The organism is Geodermatophilus sp. SYSU D00698 (genome assembly GCF_054050335.1).
Genome location: NZ_JBJGZD010000008.1, coordinates 146,739 through 166,420, shown reverse-complemented (window position 1 = coordinate 166,420; position 19,682 = coordinate 146,739). Strand labels below are relative to the sequence as shown.

Here is a 19,682-nt window from a genome sequence, read left to right as displayed (position 1 = left end):
ACCGGCTCCGGTGCACCGTCACCGGTCCGTGATCTATCCGTTTCTCCTGGAAGGGGGCAGGGTAGAGGCGCATCCTGATCATTCGACGAGTGAAGTGGGCCAAGCCAATGGACACGGATCATCGCGAGGGTCACGGGGGACTCGTGGGCGCCGTCCGGGGCGCGTTGGAGCAGTTCATGGCTCTGACGGGCCTCGAGCCCGTCGCCACCACCGGTGTGCGCCGGGACGGCGACGGGTGGTCCGTGCTGGTCGACGTCGTCGAGCTCGAGCGCATCCCCACCACGACGAGCGTCATGGCGACCTACCGGGTCGACATGGACGGCTCCGGCACGCTGACCGGGTTCGAGCGGCTGCGCCGCTTCAGCCGGGGCCAGGTGGACCAGGCATGAGCGGCCCCGTCGCCCGCCGGCAGGTCGGCGTCGGCAGCGGAGCACTCGGCCGGCAGCCCGACTCGCTGGCCGACGTGCTCGAGCGGGTGCTCGACAAGGGCATCGTCATCGCCGGCGACATCGTCGTGAACATCCTCGACATCGAGCTGCTGACCCTGAAGCTGCGCCTGTTCGTGTCCTCCGCGGAGACCGCCCGCGAGATGGGCCTGGACTGGTGGAGCCACGACCCGTTCTTCTCCGGCCGGCCCGCGCCGGCCGTCGAGGGCGGCGAGCGCGACGACGGCGAGCGCGACGACGGCGAGGTCGCCGCGCTGCGGGCGCGCGTGGCCGAGCTGGAGGACCTGGTCCGCCGGCAGGGCCTCGAGGCCGGCCCGGCAGCCTCGGACGAGGCGACGGGCGGGGCGACGGAGCGGCGGGGAGCCGAGCAGCGGTGACCGGTCCCGACGTCCCCGACCGCCTCACCCGGGTGGCCCGCGAGCTGGGCCCCGAGGTGCTGGCGGACGCGGTCGTCCGGGGCCGCGAACTGGCGGTCGAGCGGCTGGCCGGCCTGCTCGCCGACGCCCTGGTGGCGGAGGTCCTCGCCGGCCGGGCCGCGGGTGCGGCCCCCGCGCCGGCCGCGGCCGCACGGCCCGAGCCCGCCGCGCCGCCCGAGCCGGCACCGCCTCCCGTGCCCCCGCCCCGGACCGACGCGGCCCCGCTGCCGGGCGAGGTGCTGTACGCCTTCGCGCTGGCCCCCGCCGACCTCCCGGTGCCCGCGGACCCGTCCGGCGCCCCCCACGGGGGGCGCCCCCTCGAGCTGGTCACCGACGGCGACCTCGGCCTGCTCGTGCGCCGCGTGCCGCGGGCCGACCTGGAGGTCGACCCCGACGACCTGTCCGAGGGCGGGCGGCTGGCGCTGCTGGCCCGCGGCCACGACGCCGTCGTCCGGGCCGCCGTCGCCGCCGGTCCGGTGCTGCCGCTGCGGCTGGGCACCGCCGTCCCCGACGAGACGGCCGCCCGCCGCCTCCTGGCCGAGCACGCCGCCGTGGCCCGCGAGCAGCTGACCCGCATCGGCGACGCCCGCGAGTGGGGCGTCCGGCTGGTCCGCCCGGCCGACGGCGAGGAGGCCGCCGACGGCGGGTCCCGGCCCGACCGGGAGGAGCTGACCGGCACCGCGTACCTGGCCCGGCGCCGGCAGGCGCTGCGCGAGCGGGACGAGGCCGCCCGCGACGCCGCCCGGGCGGCCGACCGGCTCGAGCAGGCGCTGGACCCGCACGTCCGGGAGTGCCTGCACCGCGGCGCCGCGCCGGCATCCGGGCTGCTGCTCGACCTCGCCTGCCTGGTGGTGCCGGACGCGGAGGAGGCGTTCCTCGCCGCGGTCGGGGACCTCCGGAGCGAGCTCGAGGACGACGGACTCGCGCTGGAGGTCAGTGGGCCCTGGCCGCCGTACTCCTTCGCCGCGCTGACCGCGGAGGGCCACGGTGGCTGAGCGGACCGGCATCCTCGGCGGGGACACCCGGGGCACGAGCCTGGTCGAGCTGCTCGACCGGGTGCTGCAGCGCGGCGCCTACGTCGGCGGGGACGTCGTCATCACCCTGGCCGGCATCGACCTGGTCCGGCTGGACCTGCGCCTGCTGCTCACCGCCGTCCAGCCCCAGGAGCCGCAGCCGGCCGGCACGGAGGACCTCCGGTGACCGGCCCCGACCTCCCGCCACCGCAGCGGAGGGGACCGTCCGGCGCCGCCCGCCGCCTCGAGGGCAGCGGCGAGGAGGTCGGCCGCTCGCTGGGGCGGCTGGTCGTGTCCCTGCTGGAGGTCGTCCGCCAGGTCGTCGAGCGCCAGGCGCTGCGGCGGGTGGACGCCGGCGACCTCACCGACGCCCAGGTCGAGCAGCTCGGCCGGGCGCTGATCGACCTGGAGGCCACCTTCGACGAGCTGATCGACGCGTTCGGCGTCGTCCCCGAGGACCTGTACCTGCCCCTCGACCTCACCGCGCTGGCGCGCGGTGGCACCACGGGCACCCGAGCACGGCCCCCTGACCCCGACCCGAGCAGGAGACAGCCATGACCATGTCCACGTCCTCCGTCAACCGCGCCCCCCGGCCCAGCGGCCTCGCGGACGTCCTCGACGTCGTCCTCGACAAGGGCATCGTCATCGACGCGTACGTGCGCGTGGCGCTGGTGGGCATCGAGTTGCTCACCATCGACGCGCGGATCGTCATCGCCAGCGTCGACACCTACCTGCGCTTCGCCGAGGCGGTCAACCGGCTGGACCTGCAGCCGCAGGACCAGGTCGCGGGCCTGCCCGGCCTCATCCGCGAGGTGACACAGGGTGGGCCGAAGTCGGCGACGAAAGGAGCCCTGAGCGGCGCCCGGGAGACCGCGCAGGACGTCATCGGCTCCCTCACCGGCCGCGACCGGAACCGCGAGGACGAGGGCGACGGCGGCTCGCGCGGCGGCGGCGAGCGTGGTGCCCCGGCGTCGCGGCGGCCGCAGAACCGGAGCTGACGGTGCTGCTCGTCCACGGCGTCGTCCGCGAGTCCGACGCCCCCGCCGTCGGCCGGGTGCCGCCCGGCCGGCTGCGGCAGCCGCGCGCCGTCGTCGCCGGTCCGCTGGCGGCGGTGGTGTCCGACGCGCCGGACGGCGACCTGGTGGGCGACGACGCCGTCGCGCACCTCGACCTGCTGGTGGCCCTGGTGGTGACCGTCCCGGTGCTGCCGCTGCCGTTCGGGACCGTCGCGCCCGACGAGGACGCCGTCCGGGCCGAGGTGCTCGAGCCGTCGGCGGACGAGCTGGCCCAGCGCCTGGCCGCCGTGGCCGACCTGGTCGAGCTGCGGCTGGACCTCGACTTCGACACCGACGCCTCGGTCGCCGCGGTGAGCCGCGACGACCCGGACATCGCGCGGCTCGCCGCGCGCGCCCGGGTGCCGGGGGCCTCGCTGGCCGACCGGATGGCGGTGGGCGAGGCCGTGGCCGCGCGCGTCGCCGACCTGCAGGCCGAGCTCGCCGCCACCTGGACGCAGGAGCTGTCCGGGGTGGCCGAGCAGTCGCGCGAGCTGCACGTCGACGACCAGGTGTCGCGGACGGCGTACCTGGTCCGGCGCGACCGGCTCGACGACGCCGACGCCGCGGTCGCCCGGCTGCGGGAGGCCGCCGCCGGCAGCGCGAGCGTCGAGTACGTGGGCCCGATGCCCGTCTACAGCTTCCTGGACGACGTGGTCGTGGGTTCGCAGCCCGCACCCCGTTCGCGATGGGGGTGGTGAGGGAAAGCAGCACACCGTCGGTACGGGGGCCGGCGGCAGTCGATCGACCAGGTGCACCGGGGACCAGGTCCCTGGTGGGAGAAGAGGACCACTGTGACCGAGAGTCCCACCCCGTCCGTGCTCAAGCTGGGGGCCGCCACGCTCGGTGGCTACCTGCTGGGCCGCATGAAGAAGGGCCGGGCCGCACTCAGTTTCGCCATGTGGGTCGCCGGCTCGCAGTCCGCCCTGGACCCCAAGCGCCTCCTGCGTGAGGCCCTCCTGTCCGTCGCCAGCAGCAACGAGGCCAAGGAGCTGCTGACCCAGCTGCGCGGTCCCCTGCTGCAGGCCGGCAGGAGCGCGGCGACGGCCACCTTCGACACCCAGCTCGCGGCGCTGACGAAGGCGCTGGAGCAGCGCACGGCCGCCCTGAACGAGAAGGCCGGGAAGGCCGCCGACACCGTGGGCGAGGCGGCGCTCAAGGCCACCGACACCGCCGGCGAGGCCGCCTCCACGGCCACCGACACCGCCGGCAAGGCGGCCGGCGCCGCGGGCGGCGCCGCGGGCGGCGCGGCCGAGTCGGGCACCGGCGTACTGCGCCGTGGCCTCCGGGCGATCACCGGCAAGGGCAAGGGCAAGGAGGAGGACACCGGCGAGGACACCGGCGAGGACACCGGCAAGGCCGGCGACGAGGACACCGCCGGGTCCGCGGACCAGGACACCGAGGACCAGGACACCGGCACCGCCCAGGACCAGGACACCGCTGAGGACCAGGACACCGCTGAGGACCAGGACACCGCTGAGGACCAGGACACCGAGGCGGACGAGTCCGAGGACGCCGGGGCCGCGGAGGACACCGGCGAGTCCGAGACCGCGTCCGACGAGGACCAGGCGGAGTCCGACGAGGACGCGTCCGACGAGGGCGAGGCGGAGGACGAGGGGGACGAGGACCTCACCGCCGAGGACGACACGGCTGACGAGGACGCCGAGTCCGACGAGGACGACTACGAGGACGACGAGGACGCCTACGACGACGAGGAGGGCGACGAGGACGAGGCGGAGGACGAGGGGGACGAGGACCTCACCGCCGAGGACGACACCTCCGACGAGGACGAGGAGTCCGACGAGGACGAGGAGTCCGACGAGGACGAGGAGTCCGACGAGGACGAGGAGTCCGACGAGGACGAGGAGTCCGCCGAGGACGAGGAGTCCGACGAGGACGAGGAGTCCGCCGAGGACGAGGGGGACGCCGACCTCACCGCCGAGGACGACACGGCCGACGAGGACGCCGAGTCCGACGAGGACGAGGGCGACACCGACCTCACCGCGGAGGGCGACACCTCCGACGAGGACGAGGCGGAGTCCGACGAGGACGAGGCGGAGTCCGACGAGGCCACGGCCGAGGACGCCACGTCCACGGAGGACGAGGGCGAGGACGAGGGCGAGGACCGCACCCCCGACCCCGGCCACGCCGACGTCGACGTCGACCCGGGCCAGGCCGGTGGCTCGCCGGGTGATGACACCGCCGAGTCGGACAGCGCCGAGTCGGACGACGCCGGCACCGGCGAGGACGAGGCCCCGCAGGAGACCCCGCTGCCGCCGCGCCGTGGGGCCCGGCGTCCGCAGGGCCGTCAGCCTCGAGGGGAAAGGGCACAGGGGGACCGGGGGCAGTCCTCGGAGGCTCCCCGCCGACGGTCCCGGCAGACCGGCGAGGCCGCGTCCGGCGGCGGCCAGGAGGCCGCCGGCCGTGACGAGGGCCGCCAGAACGAGGCCGAGCCGGCACGCCGCGCCCGGCCGCAGGGCCGCTCACCCCGTCGTCCGCGCACGGAAGGAACCCGGGCATGACCAGCACGGAGAACCAGGAGAACCAGGACACCGGCGGCGGCGGCGGCGGAGGTGGCGGGGGCCTGCTCGGCGGGCTCGCCAGCAACCCCGTGATCGGCCGCCTCGGTGACGCGGCGAAGGACTACGCCAAGGCCCGCGCCACCGACGCGGTGAAGTCGCTCGGCACCAAGGTCGGCGGCGTCACCGACAACCTCAAGGAGAAGGCCGAGGGCGGCGGCTTCGTCGCCCCCGCCGCCACCGGGGCCATCTCCCGGCTGGCCGAGGGCGACAGCCCGGTCAAGGCGGTCCTCGGCGGCGTGGGCTCCGGCATCAAGGAGAAGATCAAGGGCGTCTTCCGCAAGGGCGGCGGGGCCGGCGGCAACAAGAAGTTCGTCAACATCGTCGAGGACGTCTACGTCGGCGTCCCGGTAAACGTCGCCTACGACCAGTGGACGCAGTACCAGGAGTTCGCCAGCTTCATGAAGGGCGTCGACTCGGTCGACCAGGCCGACGAGGTGTCCAGCAACTGGCGGGTGAAGGTGTTCAAGTCCCGGCGGAACTGGAAGGCCAGCGTCACCGAGCAGATCCCGGACCGGCGGATCGTCTGGACCACCGAGGGCGCCAAGGGCACGACCAAGGGCGTCATCACGTTCCACCCGCTCGCCGACGACCTCACGCAGGTCCTGCTGGTCATGGAGTACTACCCGCAGGGCCTGTTCGAGAAGACCGGCAACATCTGGCGGGCCCAGGGTCGCCGCGCCCGGCTGGACCTCAAGCACTTCCGGCGCTTCATCATGATGCGCGGCGAGGCCACCGGCAGCTGGCGTGGGGAGATCCGGGACGGCGAGGTGGTCCGCGGACCCGACGAGCCGGAGCCGGACGAGACCGGTACCGAGTCCCCGGAAGAGGCCGAGGACCAGGACGAGACCGGCTACGACGAGGAAGCCGGGTACGACGAGGAGGAGGCCGGCGAGGAGGAGGGCGCTGAGGAGGAGCCCGAGGAGGAGGCTCCCGAGGAGGCCCCGGAGGAGGCTCCGGAGGAGGAGCCGGTCCCCGCGGGGGCGTCCTCCGGCGACGGATCCGGGGGCGGCGCGCCCCCGCGGCGACGGGCGCGGCGGGCAGCACCCGCCGGGACCCGCTGAGAGGAGGCGACGGTGTCGCAGACCGAGAACGGCGAGGTCCCCGCGTCCCTGCGTGAGGCGGCGATCTCGCTCAGCGTCCGGGAGGAGGTCCTCGACGTCCTCCTGGAGAAGATCGAGACCGACCACTACCCGTCGGCGACGATGATGGACGACGTCGAGGCGCTCCTCACGCCGTGGCGCAAGCAGGAGTACGCGGAGATCCTGCTGGACAAGATCCGCCAGGACCGGTTCCCCAGCCGGTCGCTGATCCAGCGGCTGGTCCGCCTGTCCAGCTGAACCGACCGTCACCGGCCGGCGTCGGGGCCCTCACGGCACCCGGCGCCGGCCGGTGGCGTCTCCGCGGTCATGGGGTCCGCGGAACCCGACCCCGGCGGCAGGTCCGGGGGCGCCGGCGGCGTCGCCGGTGCGGGCGAGCCGCACGGTCACCGGCAGCGTCACCGGCACCTCGTCGTCCGGCGGGCCCATCCGCCGGAGGAACTCCCCGTCGGGGCCGTCGTCGCCGTCCGGGGGCCGGTGTGCCCCACGGCCGCAGCCCGGCGGTGGAGCCGGGCGCGCGCCGGCCCGTTAGCGTCGGGGCACGCCGACGGACCGGAGAGGTGCGGATGATCGACAAGCGGGTCGGGTCACTGGCCGACGCCGTCGCGGGCATCGAGGACGGCGCGACCGTGCTCATCGGCGGGTTCGGCGCCTCCGGCGTCCCGGTGGAGCTGGTGCACGCGCTGCTCGACCAGGGGACCACCGACCTCACCGTCGTCACCAACAACGCCGGCTCCGGCGAGACCGACGTCGCGGCGCTGCTGCGCGAGCGGCGGGTGCGCAAGATCGTCTGCTCCTACCCGCGCTCGGCCGGCTCGGTCTGGTTCGAGGAGCGCTGGCGCGCCGGCGAGGTGGAGCTCGAGCTGGTCCCGCAGGGCACGCTCAGCGAGCGGATGCGCGCGGCGGCCGCGGGCCTCGGCGGGTTCTTCACCCCGACCGGTGCCGACACCCGCCTCGCCGAGGGCAAGGAGGTGCGGGTGATCGACGGCCGCCGGCACGTCTTCGAGGAGCCCCTGCCCGGCGACGTCGCCCTGGTCCGGGCCGCGCGCGCCGACCGCTGGGGCAACCTCGTCTACCGCACCGCCGCGCGGAACTTCGGCCCGACGATGGCCGCGGCGGCCGCGCTGACCGTCGTCCAGGTGGACGAGTTCGTGGAGCTGGGTGGGCTGGACCCGGAGGTGATCGTGACGCCGGGGATCTTCGTGGACCGCGTCGTGGAGGTGGGCAGGGCGTGAGGCTGGACACACGGGACGTCGCACGGCGGATCGCCCGGGACATCCCCGACGGCGCCTACGTCAACCTCGGCATCGGCCTGCCCACGCTGGTCGCCGACTGCGTCGGGGACGACCGGGAGGTCGTCTACCACTCGGAGAACGGGATCCTCGGCATGGGTCCGGCCCCGGCACCGGGCGAGGAGGACCCCGAGCTGATCAACGCCGGCAAGCAGCCGGTGACCCTCCTGCCCGGCGGGGCGTTCTTCCACCACACCGACGCGTTCCTCATGATGCGCGGCGGCCACGTCGACCTGACCGTGCTCGGCGCCTTCCAGGTCTCCGAGCACGGCGACCTCGCCAACTGGGCCACCGACGACGCCTCGCACCCGCCGGCGGTCGGCGGCGCGATGGACCTCGCCGTCGGCGCGAAGCGGGTGCTGGTGATGACGACGCACACGACGAAGGCCGGCGAGCCCAAGCTCGTGCCGCGCTGCACCTACCCGCTCACCGCCGCCGGCGTGGTCGACCGCGTCTACACCGACCTCGCCGTCCTCGACGTCACCGCCGAGGGGTTCCTCGTGCGCGAGATGGTGGCCGGGCTCGGCCGCGACGACCTCCAGGGCGCCACGGCCGCCCGGCTGTCCTTCGCCGACGACGTCGGGGTGCTGGTGCCGGGTCAGCGGGAGTAGTACTCCACGACCAGCTGCTCCTCGCACACCACCGGGACCTCCTCGCGGGCGGGCACGCGCTCCACCCGGGCGGTGAGGTCGGCCAGCCGCACCTCGAGGTAGGCCGGGGCGGTGGCGTGCGCGCCGGACGCGGCGACCTGGAACGGCTCCCGGGTCCGCGACCCCTCGGCGATCGAGATCCAGTCGCCCGGGCGCAGCCGGTAGGACGGGCGGTCCACCCGGCGGCCGTTGACGAGCACGTGCCGGTGGGTGACGAACTGGCGGGCCTGGTAGATGGTCCGCGCGAACCCGGCCCGCAGCACCGTGGCGTCCAGCCGCGACTCGAGGTCCTGGATCAGCGCCTCGCCGGTCTTGCCGCCGGTGCGCCGGGCCCGGTCGAACGCCCGGCGCAGCTGGGTCTCGCTGACGTCGTACTGCGCCCGCAGCCGCTGCTTCTCCAGCAGCCGGGTCGAGTAGTCGCTCTGCTGCTTGCGCTTGCGGCCGTGCTCGCCCGGCGGGTAGGGGCGGCGCTCGAAGTAGCTCACGGCCTTCGGGGTGAGCGGCAGGCCGAGCCGGCGGCTGAGCCGGACCTTGGGGCGCGGGGTGTTCAACGGGACCTCCGTCGTCGAGTTAGGTTAGGTTCACCTTACCCCCATCCCGACACCCGAGGTGATCGATGACCGCCGGCCCCTCCTCCCGCGCCGGTTCGGGCACCACCGGCATCCCGCAGCCCTCCCCCGCCGAGCGCGCCCGCACGGTGGCCGCCCGGGCCTCGGCGGCGCTGCACGCGGCCGGCGTCGGCGCGGTCGAGGTGACGGTCACCGGGACGACGGCGTCCGGGCAGGTGCTCGTCGTCGTCCCCGCGGACGGGCGCCTGGCGACGGCGCTGCGGACCTCGCCCCTGGGCGACCTGCCGGCGCGGCTGACCGTCACCGACCGCACGCCCTTCCCGGTGCAGCACCCGGTGCGCGGGCAGGTGGAGCTGTCCGGCTGGCTGACCCCGGTGCACCCGGCCGGCGTGCAGACGGCCCTGCTCGACCTCGCCGACGTCCGGCCCTCGGACGCGCTGCTCGACGTCGGCCTGGGCGCGGTGCTGCTGCGCCTGGACCTCGCCGAGGCGCTGCTCACCGACGCCGGGACGTCGTCGGAGGTCGAGCCCGAGGAGTTCGCGGACGCGCGGCCGGACCCGGTGAGCGCCGACGAGTCCGGCCTCGCCACCGTGCACGCCGGTGCGCTGGACACCCTGCGCGGCCGGGTGCGGGCCTGGGCCGGCCCGCACGACGACGTCCGCCTGCTCGGGCTGGACCGGCACGGGGTGCGGTTCCGCGTCGAGGCGCGGCACTCCTGCTACGACCTGCGCGTGCCGTTCCGGGCCCCGCTGACCGGCGGGGAGGGCCTGGCCGCCGCGCTGGACACCCTGCTCGCCTGCGGCCCGGCCTAGCGGTCCCGCGGGACCTCCGGTCAGCGGCGGGCGAACCAGCTGTCCTCCGGGATCTCCGGTGGGGAGGGCGGCAGGTCGGGGCCGCGCCGTCGAGGGGGCTCCCAGGGCCACAGCGTGACCGCCCGGTCGGCGGCCTCGCGGATCGCCGTCCCGTCGAGCACCGTGCTGGTCTCCGGGACACCGAGCTCCGGGCACCGCACGACCACCGTCAGCGGCCCGGCCGGCGGCAGCGGGGACAACCACCAGGAGTGGTCGACGGAGTTCTCACTGCCCGAGCCGCTCCCCTGGGTGAGGACGACGCCCCCGCCCTGCCGGGGCTCGCCGACGTTGTCCACCCGCGTGCCGTCGGCCAGCTCGAGCCCCAGGAGCAGCGGTGGCACGCCGGGCCGCCAGAGCACCTCGTGGAGCTCGGCCCCGGACAGGCTCCCCGGCCGGATCCGGACGCCGAGGTCGAACGCCAGGCCCGTCGAGTAGACCTGCATCCCCAACAGGACCACCACGACGTCGTCGGTGCGGGCGAGCAGCACGTTCTGCGGCAGGGCCACCGGCAGCTCGTTCTGCGGCGCACCGTCCGTCGCAGGGCGTCGTCGTCCGGTCCGTCGTCCGGCCAGGCGCTGGTCCCCACGCGCCGCAGCCTGGCCGGTCCCCGCCGGGCCCGGCAAGCGGGACCCGGGTCAGGCCGCGGTCGCGGCGCGGGCCTCCTCGGCGAGGGCGGCCAGCGCCTGCTCGAAGCACTCCCGCGGCGGCTGCACGAGGCCCGCGCCCACCTGACCCGTGCCGGCCACCCGCCCGGCCATGCCGGTGTTGATCTGCGGCAGCCAGCCGGTGCGGGCCACGGCGAGGACGTCGATGCCGGTCGGGGCGCCGCGGAAGCCGAGGATGGGGATGGCCATCGCCGGGTTCTCGGCCAGGGTGAGCTGGTACATCCGCTCGGTGGTGGCCAGCGCGTCGGGCACGGTGCCCCCGACGAACCGCACGATCGCCGGCGCGGCGGCCATCGAGAACCCGCCGACGCCGTAGGTCTCCATGATCGCGGAGTCGCCGATGTCGGGGTTGGCGTCCTCGGGGCCGTAGTCGCCGAGGAACAGGCCGACCGGCGTCTGCGCGGGGCCGGTGAACCAGCGGTCGCCGGTGCCGGCGGTCTGCACGCCGAACTCGGTGCCGTTGCGCGCCATGACGGTGACCAGCGTCGAGCCCGGGACGTCGCGGGCGGCGTCCATCGCCAGCTTCGCCGCCGGCATGCCGAGGTTGAGGAAGAAGTGCTCGTTGCCGCCGATGAAGCGCAGCGCCGCCGCGACGTCGTCCGACGGTGCGTCGAGGGCGACCAGCGCCGGGGACAGCTCGCGCAGGGTCATCAGCGAGCCGGCGCGGTTGCGGTTGTGCCCCTCGTCGCCCATCTGCAGCATCTGCGCGAGCACGGCCTTGACGTCCAGCGGCTCGGCCATCGAGCGCACCGCGCGGGCCAGCAGCGGGCCGAGGACGTCGCGCATCCAGGCCAGCCGGGTGAGCACCTCCTCGCCGAAGGCGCCCATCCGCAGCACCTTGCCCAGGCCCTCGTTGAGGTTGCAGTAGGCCCGGCCGCCGCCCACCGGGTCCTCCAGGCACCACGCCCACATCGACGGCGAGGTCACCCCGGCCATCGGGCCGACGGCGGAGCGGTGGTGGCACGGCTCGAGCTCCACGCCGCCGGACGCGAGCAGCGCCTCGGCGTCGGCCACCGTGGACGCCCAGCCCTCGAACAGGCAGGCGCCGATCAGCGCCCCGCGCATCGGCCCCGACGCCGCCTCCCAGGTCAGCGGCGGGCCGGAGTGCAGCAGCGTGCGCCCCTCGAGGCCGAGCACCTCCCGGGCCGGGCGGACGTCGACCAGCACCGACCCGGCGGCGAGCACCCGCTCGACCGCCGTCCGGTTGGCCGCCGCCCGTCGCGGGTCCAGCGCCAGCGCGGCGAGGTCGCCGGCGTCGCCGAAGCCGGGTGGCCGCCAGTCGACGTCGGCCACCGACGCCCCCTGGGCGCGCAGCGCGCCGGAGAAGACGTCGACACCCGCGGCCACCACCGCCGGCGGGCCGTCCAGCAGACCACCCAGGCTCATCGCTGCGCTCCCAGCAGGTCGAGGGCGTACCGCGTGGCCGCGGCGTTGGAGGCGAAGACCGCGGCACCGGCCGCGGCGAGGGCGTCGGCCTGCCGGCTCCAGCCCTGGGGGTCGGCCTCGGTGCCGACCAGCGCGACCACCACCGGCAGGTGCGCGCGTTCGCGCGCGGCGGCCAGCGCCGGGGCGAGGGCCGCCGCCGGGTCGGCGTCGGCGCCGTGGCCGAGGACGACGTCGAGCAGCAGCACGGCGGGCTCGCCCGAGGCGGCCAGCCGCTCGATCGCCTCCAGCCGCAGCGTCGGGTCGATCATCGGGTGGGCGCGGCCGACGGTGAGGGCGTCGTCGCCGAAGTCGACGACGACGTGGCCGCGGGCGGACAGGTCCGTCCCGAGGTCCAGCTCGGGCCGCAGCGGGGTGTTGGACCGGACGTCGCCCAGCACGGGGGCGGCGAGGAGCATCGCCTCGTCGGCCAGCGTGCCGCCGGAGTAGAGGCCCTTGAGCACCGCCCCGGGCTGCGCGGCCTCCGCCGGGCCGGGCCGCGAGGGCCAGACGGGGACGTCGAGGCCCATGTCGGTCAGCAGCGCCTCGACGGCGGCGGTGAGGTCCGGCGTCTCCGGCGACAGGGCGGCCGACCGGACCGGCGTGGACAGCCCCGCGGCGGCCCGCTCCACGGCCTCGGCCACCGACGGCGCCGGCGGCTTGGAGACCACGAGCACCCGCTCGGTGGCCGGGTCGGCGTCCAGCGCCGCCAACGCGTCGAGGGTGGCCAGGCCGCCGACGGCCTCGGACAGGTCGCGCCCGCCGACGCCGATCACGTGCGAGACGCCGACGCCTGCCGCGTCGAGCAGGCAGGACACCTGCTGCGCGCCGGTCCCCGACGCCGCGACGACGCCGACCGGCCCGGGGCGCACCACGTTGGCGAAGCCGAGCGCGACGCCGGACACGATCGCGGTGCCGCAGTCGGGGCCCATGACCAGGACGCCGGCGGCGTGCGCGGCGCGCTTGAGCGCGACCTCCTGCTCGACCGGGACGCCGTCGGAGAAGACCAGCACGCTGCGGCCGGCGGCGATCGCGTCGGCGGCCTCGAGCGCGGCGTACTGCCCGGGGACGCTCACGATCGCCAGTGCCGGGGTCCCCGGCTCGAGGTCGTCGAGGCCGGCGCCGATCGTGCGGGCCGGCTGGGCGTCGGCGGTGGCGCGGGAGCGCTCGCGCTCGGCCAGGGCGGCGTCGACGGCGGCCACCGCGGCGGCCAGCGCGTCGTCGTCCACGGCCCGGACGGCGATGAGCAGCTGGTCGGGCGCGGGGGTCTCCGCGGGCGCCAGCCCCATGCCCGCGGCGAGCTCGACGTTGAGCGGCGTGGCCATGGCGACGAGGACCGCGGTCACCCCCTCCCGGGCGCCGACATCGCGGCTGACCTGCATCAACCGCACCGAGTCCGCGTAGACGCCGCTGCGCAGGGAGACGTGCCGGACGCCCTCTCCGGGGCCTGGATCGCTCACCCCGCCGACCGTACCGGGAGATCCCTCAGCGGTGAGATATCGGCGTCGCAACGATCTTGCTTCCGGTCGAACATTTAGCGCTGAGGCACTTTCGCGCCCGCGTGTCGCGTGACACTGTGACGGCCTCCCGGGGGTGGCGGCACCTCCCGGCCCGCATCGGCTGTGCCTCGCGAGGAGGACCCCATGGCGTTCGGTTGGAAGCTCTACGGCGACGGCAAGACACCGCCGCTGGGCGAGGCCGTCGCGCCCGACGAGCGGCTGTCGTGGCCCCGCACCATCGGCATCGGCGCCCAGCACGTCGTCGCGATGTTCGGGGCGACCTTCGTCTTCCCGATCGTCATGGGGCTCGACCCCAACCTCGCGATCATGATGAGCGGGATCGCGACGATCATCTTCCTGCTCATCGTGAACGGGAAGGTGCCGAGCTACCTGGGCACGAGCGCCTCGTTCGTCGGCGGCGTCGTCGCCGTCCGGGCGCAGGGCGGCGACTCCGGCGACGTCGTCGGCGCGATCCTGGTCTCCGGCGTCGTGCTGGCGCTGGTCGGCGTGCTCATCCACTTCGCCGGGGTCCGGTTCCTGCACGCGATCCTGCCGCCGGCGGTGACCGGCGCGGTCGTGCTCCTGATCGGCTTCAACCTGGCCCCGGTGGTCGCCGGCATCTACTGGCCCCAGGACCAGTGGGTGGCGCTGGCCACGATGGCCTTCGTCATCGTCGCCTCGCTGCTGCTGCGCGGCTTCTGGGCCCGCATCTCGATCCTGCTCGGGTTGGTCTTCGGCTACCTGCTGTCGATCCTGCTCGACGCGACCGCCGGCCAGATCACCTCGCCCGACGGCACCGGCGAGGTCGTCACCCGCGACCGGATCAACTTCGAGACCGTCGGCCAGGCCGACTGGTTCGGCCTGCCGGACTTCACCGCGCCCAGCTTCTCCCTGAACTTCAGCCTCCTGGTGCTGCCCGCCGTCATCGCGCTGGTCGCGGAGAACGCCGGCCACGTCAAGGCGGTCGCCGAGATGACCAAGCGCGACCTCGACCCCTACATGGGCCGCGCGATCGCCGCCGACGGTGTCGCCACCGTCGTGGCCTCCTCGGTCGGCGGCTCCCCGACGACCACGTACGCCGAGAACATCGGCGTCATGGCCGCCACCCGCGTCTACTCGACGGCGGCCTACTACGTGGCGGCCCTCGTGGCGATCCTGCTCGGCCTCTGCCCGAAGTTCGGCGCCCTGATCAACATCATCCCGGGCGGCGTGCTCGGCGGGATCACCGTCGTCCTCTACGGGATGATCGGCCTGCTCGGCGCGAAGATCTGGAAGGAGAACCGGGTCGACTTCGCCAACCCGATCAACCTGGTGCCGCTCGCCGCGGGCATCATCATCGCCATCGGCAACGTGAACCTGCAGATCACCGACACCTTCTCGCTGGGCGGCATCGCCCTGGGCACCATCGTGGCGGTGCTCGGGTGGCACGTGGCCCGTGCCCTCGCGCCGGCCGAGATGAAGGCGGCGCTCGTCGCCGAGCGGGAGTACGCCGGCGGCACGGGCCCCGCGCTCGGCCACGCCGGGGCGCACGACTACACCCCCGGGACCCGCGAGTACAGCGCCGACCCGTCGTCGGTCGACCAGGTGGGCCGCCCCGGCACCGACCGACGCAGGGACATGCTCGAGAAGTGAAGCCCGCACCCTTCCGCTACGCCGACCCCCGGTCCCTCGACGAGGCACTCGACGTCCTGGCCGCCGAACCCGGCGCCAAGGTGCTCGCCGGCGGGCAGTCGCTGCTGCCGCTGCTGGCGATGCGCCTGGCGGCGCCGGCCACGCTGGTCGACGTCAACCGGGTGCCCGGCCTCGACGCCGTCGAGGCGACCGGGGACGGCGTGCGGGTGGGAGCCCTGGTCCGGCACGCGCACCTGCTCCGCGACGGCGCCGCCGCCCGGGTCCAGCCGCTGCTGGCCCGGGCGACGGCGAACGTGGCCCACCCGGCCATCCGCAACCGCGGCACGACGGTCGGCTCGATCGCGCACGCCGACCCCTCCGGCGAGATGACCTCGGTGCTCGCCCTCACCGGCGGCTCGGTGACCGTGGCGACGCCCTCGGGCCGGGAGACCGTCGGCTGGCAGGACCTGTTCGTCGGGCCGCTGGAGACCTCGCTGCCCGGCGGCGCGGTCGTCGTCGACGCCTTCTTCCCCGCCCTGCCCGAGCGCTCGGGCACCGCCTTCGCCGAGATCGCCCGGCGCAGGGGCGACTACGCCGTCTGCGGGGCCGGCGTCGTCGTGACCCTCGACGCGGACCGCCGGGTGGCCGCCGTCCGCGCGTCCTACCTGTCGGTCGGGCTGGTGCCCGAGGTGCACGACCTCACCGAGGCCGTCGCCGGCAAGCCCGTCGACAGCGCCGACTGGGCCGCGGCCGGCGCCCTGGCCCGCACGCTGGTCGACCCCGACACCGACATCCACGCCAGCGCCGACTACCGCCGGCTGCTGGTCGGCGTGCTCACCGAGAGGACGCTGGCCGACGCCGCCCGCGAGGCGGCCGAGAGGACCGCTGCATGACCTCCGTCGACACCCCCCGGATCGACACGGAGCGGACCGTCCGCGTGACGGTGAACGGCGTCCCGCGGGAGGTGACCGTCCCGGTGCGCCGCGTCCTCGCCGACGCGCTGCGCGACGACCTCGGGCTGACCGGCACGCACGTCGGCTGCGCGCACGGTGTCTGCGGCTCGTGCACGGTGCTCGTCGACGGCGACCCCGTGCGCTCCTGCCTGGTGCTCGCCGTGCAGGTCGACGGCGCGGAGGTGACCACCGTCGAGGGCCTGGCCCGCGAGGACCACCAGGGCGGGCAGGTGCTCCACCCGGTGCAGGAGGCCTTCCGCGAGTGCCACGCCCTGCAGTGCGGGTTCTGCACGCCGGGCTTCCTGGTGACGATCGCCGCGGGCCTCGAGGCCCGGGACGCGGGCACGGAGATCACCGAGGAGGAGGTCGACGAGCTCGTCGGCGGCAACCTCTGCCGGTGCACCGGCTACGCCAACATCAAGAAGGCCGTCCGGCACGCCGCCGCCGCGATGCGGGAGGACGCCCCGTGACGACCAAGCTGTTCGGGGAGCCGGTCCGCCGGCGCGAGGACGCCCGCCTCATCACCGGCCGCGGCCGCTACCTCGACGACATCGGCGCCGGCGCCCTGGCCGCCGCGTTCGTGCGCAGCCCGCACGCGCACGCCCGCGTCGTCGACGTCGACGTCGAGGCGGCGCTGGACGTCGAGGGCCTGGTCGCGATCTACACCTACGAGGACCTCACCGGCCCCATGGCCGAGCCGCTGCCGGTGCTCATCCCCCACCCGCAGCTGCACGCGCCGCGCACCGGGTACCCCCTGGCCAACGGCGAGGTCAACCACGTCGGCGAGCCGGTCGTCATGGTCGTGGCCACCGACCGGTACGTGGCCGAGGACGCCGCCGAGCGGATCGTCGTCACCTACGAGGAGCTGCCGGTCGTCGTCGGGGTGGACGCCGCCCGCGAGGCGCGCGCGGCCGTCCACGACGAGATCCCCGACAACGTCGCCGCCCGGCACCACCAGGAGACCGGCGACGTCGAGCCGGCGCTGGCCGCCGCCGCGCACACGCTGTCGTTCACCCAGTACATCGAGCGCAGCGCCTGCACGCCCCTGGAGGGCAAGGGCGTGCACGCCCGCTGGGACGCCGACGACGGCAGCCTGCGCGTGCACTCCAGCACCCAGGCCTCGACGTCGGTGCGCGCGGCGATCGCCGCCAAGCTCGAGCTGTCGCTGGACCGCGTCGAGGTGATCGCGCCCGACGTCGGCGGCGGCTTCGGCGTCAAGATCGTGCACCCGTGGCCCGAGGAGCTGCTGGTGCCGATGGCGGCGATCCGGCTCGGCCGCGAGGTCAAGTGGGCCGAGGACCGGCGCGAGCACTTCGTCTCCAGCGCGCACGAGCGCCAGCAGCGGCAGGAGATCACCGTCGGCTACGACGACGACGGCCGGATCACCGCGCTCGACGTGCACGTCTGGCACGACAACGGCGCCTACACGCCCTACGGGATCATCGTCCCGATCGTGACGGCGACCCAGCTGGTCGGCCCGTACGTGATCCCCGTGTACCGGGTGGTCGTCGAGAGCGTCTACACCAACACCGTCATCGTCACGCCCTACCGCGGGGCCGGGCGGCCGCAGGGCTGCTACGCGATGGAGCGGACGATGGACCGCATCGCCGACGCGCTCGGCCTCGACCGCGCCGAGGTGCGCCGCCGGAACCTGATCACGCCCGACCAGTTCCCCTACGACCACCGCCTGACGTTCCAGGACGGCCGGCCGGTGATCTACGACTCCGGCGACTACCCGGGGTTGCTGGACAAGCTGGTCGCGCTGGTCGGCTGGGACGAGGCCGCCGCCCTGCGCGCGGACGCGCAGGCGCGCGGGAGGCTGCTCGGCGTCGGCATGGCGCTGTACGTGGAGGGCACCGGGCCCGGGCCCTACGAGGGCGGGCACGTCCAGGTGCTCGGCAGCGGCAAGGTACTGGTCTCCACCGGGCTCACCTCGCAGGGCCAGGGCCACGAGACGGTGTTCGCGCAGATCGTCGCCTCCGAGCTCGGGGTGCCGATCGAGGACGTCGAGGTGCACACCGGCGACACCCGCCGCTTCGGGTACGCCGTCGGCACCTTCGCCTCGCGCGCCGCGGTGATGAGCGGCAACGCCGTCGCGCTGGCCGCCCGCGGGGTGCGGGAGAAGGCGCTGCGCATCGCCGCCGAGGTACTCGAGGCCAACCCGGAGGACCTGGAGATCGACGAGGGCCTGGTGCAGGTCAGGGGGACGCCGGGGGCGTCGGTCCCGCTGCGCACGGTCGCCGTCCTGTCCAACCCGCTGCGCTACGCCTTCGACGAGGCGGCCAAGCAGGCCACCCAGTTCGCCACGCACGACGACAGCAAGCCGCCGGTCGCGCCCGGGGACGCGCCAGGCCTGGAGCACCGCGACTACTACTCGCCGATCCGCTCGACGTTCGCCTCCGGCGCGCACGCCGCCGTGGTGGAGATCGACCCGCAGACCTGGGAGATCGACGTCGTCCGGTACGCGGTGGTGCACGACTGCGGCAACGTGGTGAACCCGATGATCGTCGAGGGCCAGGTGCACGGCGGCGTCGCCCAGGGCGTGGGCGGGGCGCTGTACGAGCGGATGGCCTACGACGGCGACGGGCAGCTGCAGAACGCGTCGTTCATGGACTTCCTCATGCCCTACGCCTCCGAGGTGCCCGACGTGGTCATCGACCACCAGGAGACCCCGTCGCCGCTGAACCCGCTGGGGATCAAGGGCGCCGGCGAGGCGGGGGTCATCCCGGGGACGGCGGCGATCGCCTCGGCGATCGAGGACGCCACCGGACGGCGGATCGCGTCGATGCCGATCTCGCCGACCGAGCTGTACGACCTGATGAGAGACGAGACGGCGGAGCGGACCCGGGCGTCCCTCCAGACGGGAGTGCCCGCGTGAACCTCGACGGCTCGGCGGTGCTGCACGGCACGCCCGAGGAGGTCTGGAGGGTCGTCACCGACCCGGCCGTGCTCGCGCGGACCATCCCCGGCTGCGAGTCGCTGCAGCGCACCGGCGAGGACGAGTACCGGATGGACGTCTCGGTCGGCGTGGGCGCCATCCGCGGCACCTACGCCGGCGAGGTCCGGCTGACCGACCAGCAGCCGCACTCGTCCTACGTCATGCACGCCTCCGGCGCCGGCGCCCCGGGCAACGTGCGGGCGAGGGTGACCATCGACCTGGAGCCGCACGAGGAGGGGACGACGCTCAGCTACTCGGCCGACGCCGTCGTCGGCGGGCCGGTGGCCGGGGTGGGGCAGCGGATGATCTCCGGCGTCGCCAAGCGGATGGCCGGGCAGTTCTTCGCCGCGATCGACCGCGAGCTCACCGAGGGCGCCCCCGTGGCCGCCGCGCCCGCCGCCGCCCGCGCGACCTCGGCGGCGGTGAGCTCCACCGAGGCGCCCGCGGCCGTCCCCGCGGGGACGCCGGCCGCCCCGGAGCCGCAGGTCTTCCGGCGCGCCGAGGCCCCGGCCGCGGCGCCGTCGTCGGACGTGCAGACCCTCGCCGTCGGCGCGCTCGGCGGTGCCGGGCTCACCCTGCTCGGCGTCCTCGTGGGCTGGCTGCTGGGCCGCCGGACCCGCTGACGG

The 19,682-nt window shown here is 75.3% G+C and carries 23 protein-coding genes; 18 read left to right on the top strand and 5 right to left on the bottom strand.

Annotated elements, in window-relative coordinates; translation table 11 throughout:
* Window positions 1-107 precede the first annotated feature (107 nt).
* The 10 genes from ACI8AB_RS10210 (at window position 108) to ACI8AB_RS10165 (ending at window position 6,846) form a co-directional block, all read left to right on the top strand.
* The gene (locus tag ACI8AB_RS10210; RefSeq protein WP_387991065.1) at window positions 108-389 is read left to right on the top strand and encodes a gas vesicle protein GvpO; all 282 of its coding nucleotides are present in this window, start codon (window positions 108-110) and stop codon (window positions 387-389) included.
* Window positions 386-823 carry a gas vesicle protein gene (locus ACI8AB_RS10205; RefSeq protein ID WP_456950043.1) on the top strand — a complete coding sequence of 146 codons (438 nt, stop codon included), beginning with the start codon at window positions 386-388 and terminating at the stop codon, window positions 821-823. The genes ACI8AB_RS10210 and ACI8AB_RS10205 overlap by 4 nt, the downstream gene beginning before the upstream one ends.
* A complete protein-coding gene (locus ACI8AB_RS10200; protein WP_456950042.1) occupies window positions 820-1,857 on the top strand; it encodes a GvpL/GvpF family gas vesicle protein in 1,038 nt (345 codons plus the stop codon). Before ACI8AB_RS10205 ends, ACI8AB_RS10200 begins: the two co-directional genes overlap by 4 nt.
* Window positions 1,850-2,062, top strand: a complete 213-nt coding sequence (gene gvpJ, locus ACI8AB_RS10195) for a gas vesicle protein GvpJ (protein WP_456950041.1) — start codon at window positions 1,850-1,852, stop codon at window positions 2,060-2,062. The genes ACI8AB_RS10200 and gvpJ overlap by 8 nt, the downstream gene beginning before the upstream one ends.
* A complete protein-coding gene (locus ACI8AB_RS10190; protein ID WP_456936121.1) occupies window positions 2,059-2,433 on the top strand; it encodes a gas vesicle protein K in 375 nt (124 codons plus the stop codon). The genes gvpJ and ACI8AB_RS10190 overlap by 4 nt, the downstream gene beginning before the upstream one ends.
* Entirely contained in the window at window positions 2,430-2,873 is a 444-nt protein-coding gene (locus ACI8AB_RS10185) for a gas vesicle structural protein GvpA (RefSeq protein ID WP_456950040.1), read from the top strand. The genes ACI8AB_RS10190 and ACI8AB_RS10185 overlap by 4 nt, the downstream gene beginning before the upstream one ends.
* Window positions 2,874-2,875: 2 nt before the next feature.
* Window positions 2,876-3,628, top strand: a complete 753-nt coding sequence (locus tag ACI8AB_RS10180; protein WP_456950039.1) for a GvpL/GvpF family gas vesicle protein — start codon at window positions 2,876-2,878, stop codon at window positions 3,626-3,628.
* Between the two features lie 93 nt (window positions 3,629-3,721).
* Window positions 3,722-5,449: a hypothetical protein gene (locus ACI8AB_RS10175; RefSeq protein ID WP_456950038.1), complete on the top strand. Its 1,728-nt coding sequence runs from the start codon at window positions 3,722-3,724 to the stop codon at window positions 5,447-5,449.
* Window positions 5,446-6,570: an SRPBCC family protein gene (locus tag ACI8AB_RS10170; protein WP_456950037.1), complete on the top strand. Its 1,125-nt coding sequence runs from the start codon at window positions 5,446-5,448 to the stop codon at window positions 6,568-6,570. The genes ACI8AB_RS10175 and ACI8AB_RS10170 overlap by 4 nt, the downstream gene beginning before the upstream one ends.
* Window positions 6,571-6,582: 12 nt before the next feature.
* Complete coding sequence (locus tag ACI8AB_RS10165; RefSeq protein ID WP_387991089.1) at window positions 6,583-6,846, top strand: hypothetical protein; 264 nt, start codon at window positions 6,583-6,585, stop codon at window positions 6,844-6,846.
* Window positions 6,847-6,876: 30 nt separating this feature from the next.
* On the opposite strand, the gene ACI8AB_RS10160 is transcribed toward ACI8AB_RS10165, so the two are convergent.
* Complete coding sequence (locus tag ACI8AB_RS10160) at window positions 6,877-7,035, bottom strand: hypothetical protein (protein ID WP_456950036.1); 159 nt, start codon at window positions 7,033-7,035, stop codon at window positions 6,877-6,879.
* 137 nt (window positions 7,036-7,172) lie between these two features.
* On the opposite strand from ACI8AB_RS10160, the gene ACI8AB_RS10155 reads away from it, so the two are divergent.
* Together ACI8AB_RS10155 and ACI8AB_RS10150 are read left to right on the top strand one after the other, a co-directional pair.
* Window positions 7,173-7,841, top strand: coding sequence for a 3-oxoacid CoA-transferase subunit A (locus tag ACI8AB_RS10155; RefSeq protein ID WP_456950035.1), 669 nt, complete (start codon window positions 7,173-7,175; stop codon window positions 7,839-7,841).
* Window positions 7,838-8,509, top strand: coding sequence for a 3-oxoacid CoA-transferase subunit B (locus ACI8AB_RS10150; protein WP_387991095.1), 672 nt, complete (start codon window positions 7,838-7,840; stop codon window positions 8,507-8,509). Before ACI8AB_RS10155 ends, ACI8AB_RS10150 begins: the two co-directional genes overlap by 4 nt.
* On the opposite strand, the gene rpsD is transcribed toward ACI8AB_RS10150, so the two are convergent.
* Window positions 8,497-9,099, bottom strand: coding sequence for a 30S ribosomal protein S4 (gene rpsD / locus ACI8AB_RS10145; RefSeq protein ID WP_387991098.1), 603 nt, complete (start codon window positions 9,097-9,099; stop codon window positions 8,497-8,499). The two genes, ACI8AB_RS10150 and rpsD, sit on opposite strands and share 13 nt — an antisense overlap.
* A 65-nt stretch (window positions 9,100-9,164) precedes the next feature.
* Between rpsD and ACI8AB_RS10140 the strand changes: the two genes are divergently transcribed.
* Window positions 9,165-9,929, top strand: a complete 765-nt coding sequence (locus ACI8AB_RS10140) for a DUF2470 domain-containing protein (RefSeq protein WP_456950034.1) — start codon at window positions 9,165-9,167, stop codon at window positions 9,927-9,929.
* 20 nt (window positions 9,930-9,949) lie between these two features.
* On the opposite strand, the gene ACI8AB_RS10135 is transcribed toward ACI8AB_RS10140, so the two are convergent.
* From ACI8AB_RS10135 to ACI8AB_RS10125, 3 genes are all read right to left on the bottom strand, one after another.
* Window positions 9,950-10,474: a hypothetical protein gene (locus ACI8AB_RS10135; RefSeq protein WP_456950033.1), complete on the bottom strand. Its 525-nt coding sequence runs from the start codon at window positions 10,472-10,474 to the stop codon at window positions 9,950-9,952.
* Between the two features lie 129 nt (window positions 10,475-10,603).
* Window positions 10,604-12,019 (bottom strand): YlbE family protein, encoded by a 1,416-nt coding sequence (locus ACI8AB_RS10130; protein WP_387991107.1) that lies wholly within the window; start codon window positions 12,017-12,019, stop codon window positions 10,604-10,606.
* On the bottom strand, window positions 12,016-13,515 hold the full coding sequence (locus ACI8AB_RS10125; protein ID WP_456950032.1) for an FdrA family protein: 1,500 nt from the start codon (window positions 13,513-13,515) through the stop codon (window positions 12,016-12,018). Before ACI8AB_RS10125 ends, ACI8AB_RS10130 begins: the two co-directional genes overlap by 4 nt.
* Before the next feature lie 183 nt (window positions 13,516-13,698).
* On the opposite strand from ACI8AB_RS10125, the gene ACI8AB_RS10120 reads away from it, so the two are divergent.
* From ACI8AB_RS10120 to ACI8AB_RS10100, 5 genes are read left to right on the top strand one after another with little or no spacing between them, the layout of a single operon-like run.
* Window positions 13,699-15,186 (top strand): uracil-xanthine permease family protein, encoded by a 1,488-nt coding sequence (locus tag ACI8AB_RS10120; protein ID WP_456950031.1) that lies wholly within the window; start codon window positions 13,699-13,701, stop codon window positions 15,184-15,186.
* Window positions 15,183-16,058, top strand: a complete 876-nt coding sequence (locus ACI8AB_RS10115) for an FAD binding domain-containing protein (RefSeq protein ID WP_456950030.1) — start codon at window positions 15,183-15,185, stop codon at window positions 16,056-16,058. The genes ACI8AB_RS10120 and ACI8AB_RS10115 overlap by 4 nt, the downstream gene beginning before the upstream one ends.
* Window positions 16,055-16,588 carry a (2Fe-2S)-binding protein gene (locus ACI8AB_RS10110; RefSeq protein ID WP_456950029.1) on the top strand — a complete coding sequence of 178 codons (534 nt, stop codon included), beginning with the start codon at window positions 16,055-16,057 and terminating at the stop codon, window positions 16,586-16,588. Before ACI8AB_RS10115 ends, ACI8AB_RS10110 begins: the two co-directional genes overlap by 4 nt.
* The gene (gene cutA / locus ACI8AB_RS10105) at window positions 16,585-18,996 is read left to right on the top strand and encodes an aerobic carbon-monoxide dehydrogenase large subunit (RefSeq protein WP_456950028.1); all 2,412 of its coding nucleotides are present in this window, start codon (window positions 16,585-16,587) and stop codon (window positions 18,994-18,996) included. Before ACI8AB_RS10110 ends, cutA begins: the two co-directional genes overlap by 4 nt.
* Window positions 18,993-19,679: an SRPBCC family protein gene (locus tag ACI8AB_RS10100; RefSeq protein ID WP_456950027.1), complete on the top strand. Its 687-nt coding sequence runs from the start codon at window positions 18,993-18,995 to the stop codon at window positions 19,677-19,679. The genes cutA and ACI8AB_RS10100 overlap by 4 nt, the downstream gene beginning before the upstream one ends.
* Window positions 19,680-19,682 lie beyond the last annotated feature (3 nt).

Bases quoted from the DNA above. Each gene is read 5' to 3' on its own strand.
- ACI8AB_RS10210 (WP_387991065.1), top strand. From the start codon at position 108: ATGGACACGGATCATCGCGAGGGTCACGGGGGACTCGTGGGCGCCGTC.
- ACI8AB_RS10205 (WP_456950043.1), top strand. From the start codon at position 386: ATGAGCGGCCCCGTCGCCCGCCGGCAGGTCGGCGTCGGCAGCGGAGCA.
- ACI8AB_RS10185 (WP_456950040.1), top strand. From the start codon at position 2,430: ATGACCATGTCCACGTCCTCCGTCAACCGCGCCCCCCGGCCCAGCGGC.
- ACI8AB_RS10170 (WP_456950037.1), top strand. From the start codon at position 5,446: ATGACCAGCACGGAGAACCAGGAGAACCAGGACACCGGCGGCGGCGGC.
- ACI8AB_RS10160 (WP_456950036.1), bottom strand. From the start codon at position 7,035: ATGGGCCCGCCGGACGACGAGGTGCCGGTGACGCTGCCGGTGACCGTG.
- ACI8AB_RS10155 (WP_456950035.1), top strand. From the start codon at position 7,173: ATGATCGACAAGCGGGTCGGGTCACTGGCCGACGCCGTCGCGGGCATC.
- ACI8AB_RS10140 (WP_456950034.1), top strand. From the start codon at position 9,165: ATGACCGCCGGCCCCTCCTCCCGCGCCGGTTCGGGCACCACCGGCATC.
- ACI8AB_RS10130 (WP_387991107.1), bottom strand. From the start codon at position 12,019: ATGAGCCTGGGTGGTCTGCTGGACGGCCCGCCGGCGGTGGTGGCCGCG.
- ACI8AB_RS10120 (WP_456950031.1), top strand. From the start codon at position 13,699: ATGGCGTTCGGTTGGAAGCTCTACGGCGACGGCAAGACACCGCCGCTG.
- ACI8AB_RS10110 (WP_456950029.1), top strand. From the start codon at position 16,055: ATGACCTCCGTCGACACCCCCCGGATCGACACGGAGCGGACCGTCCGC.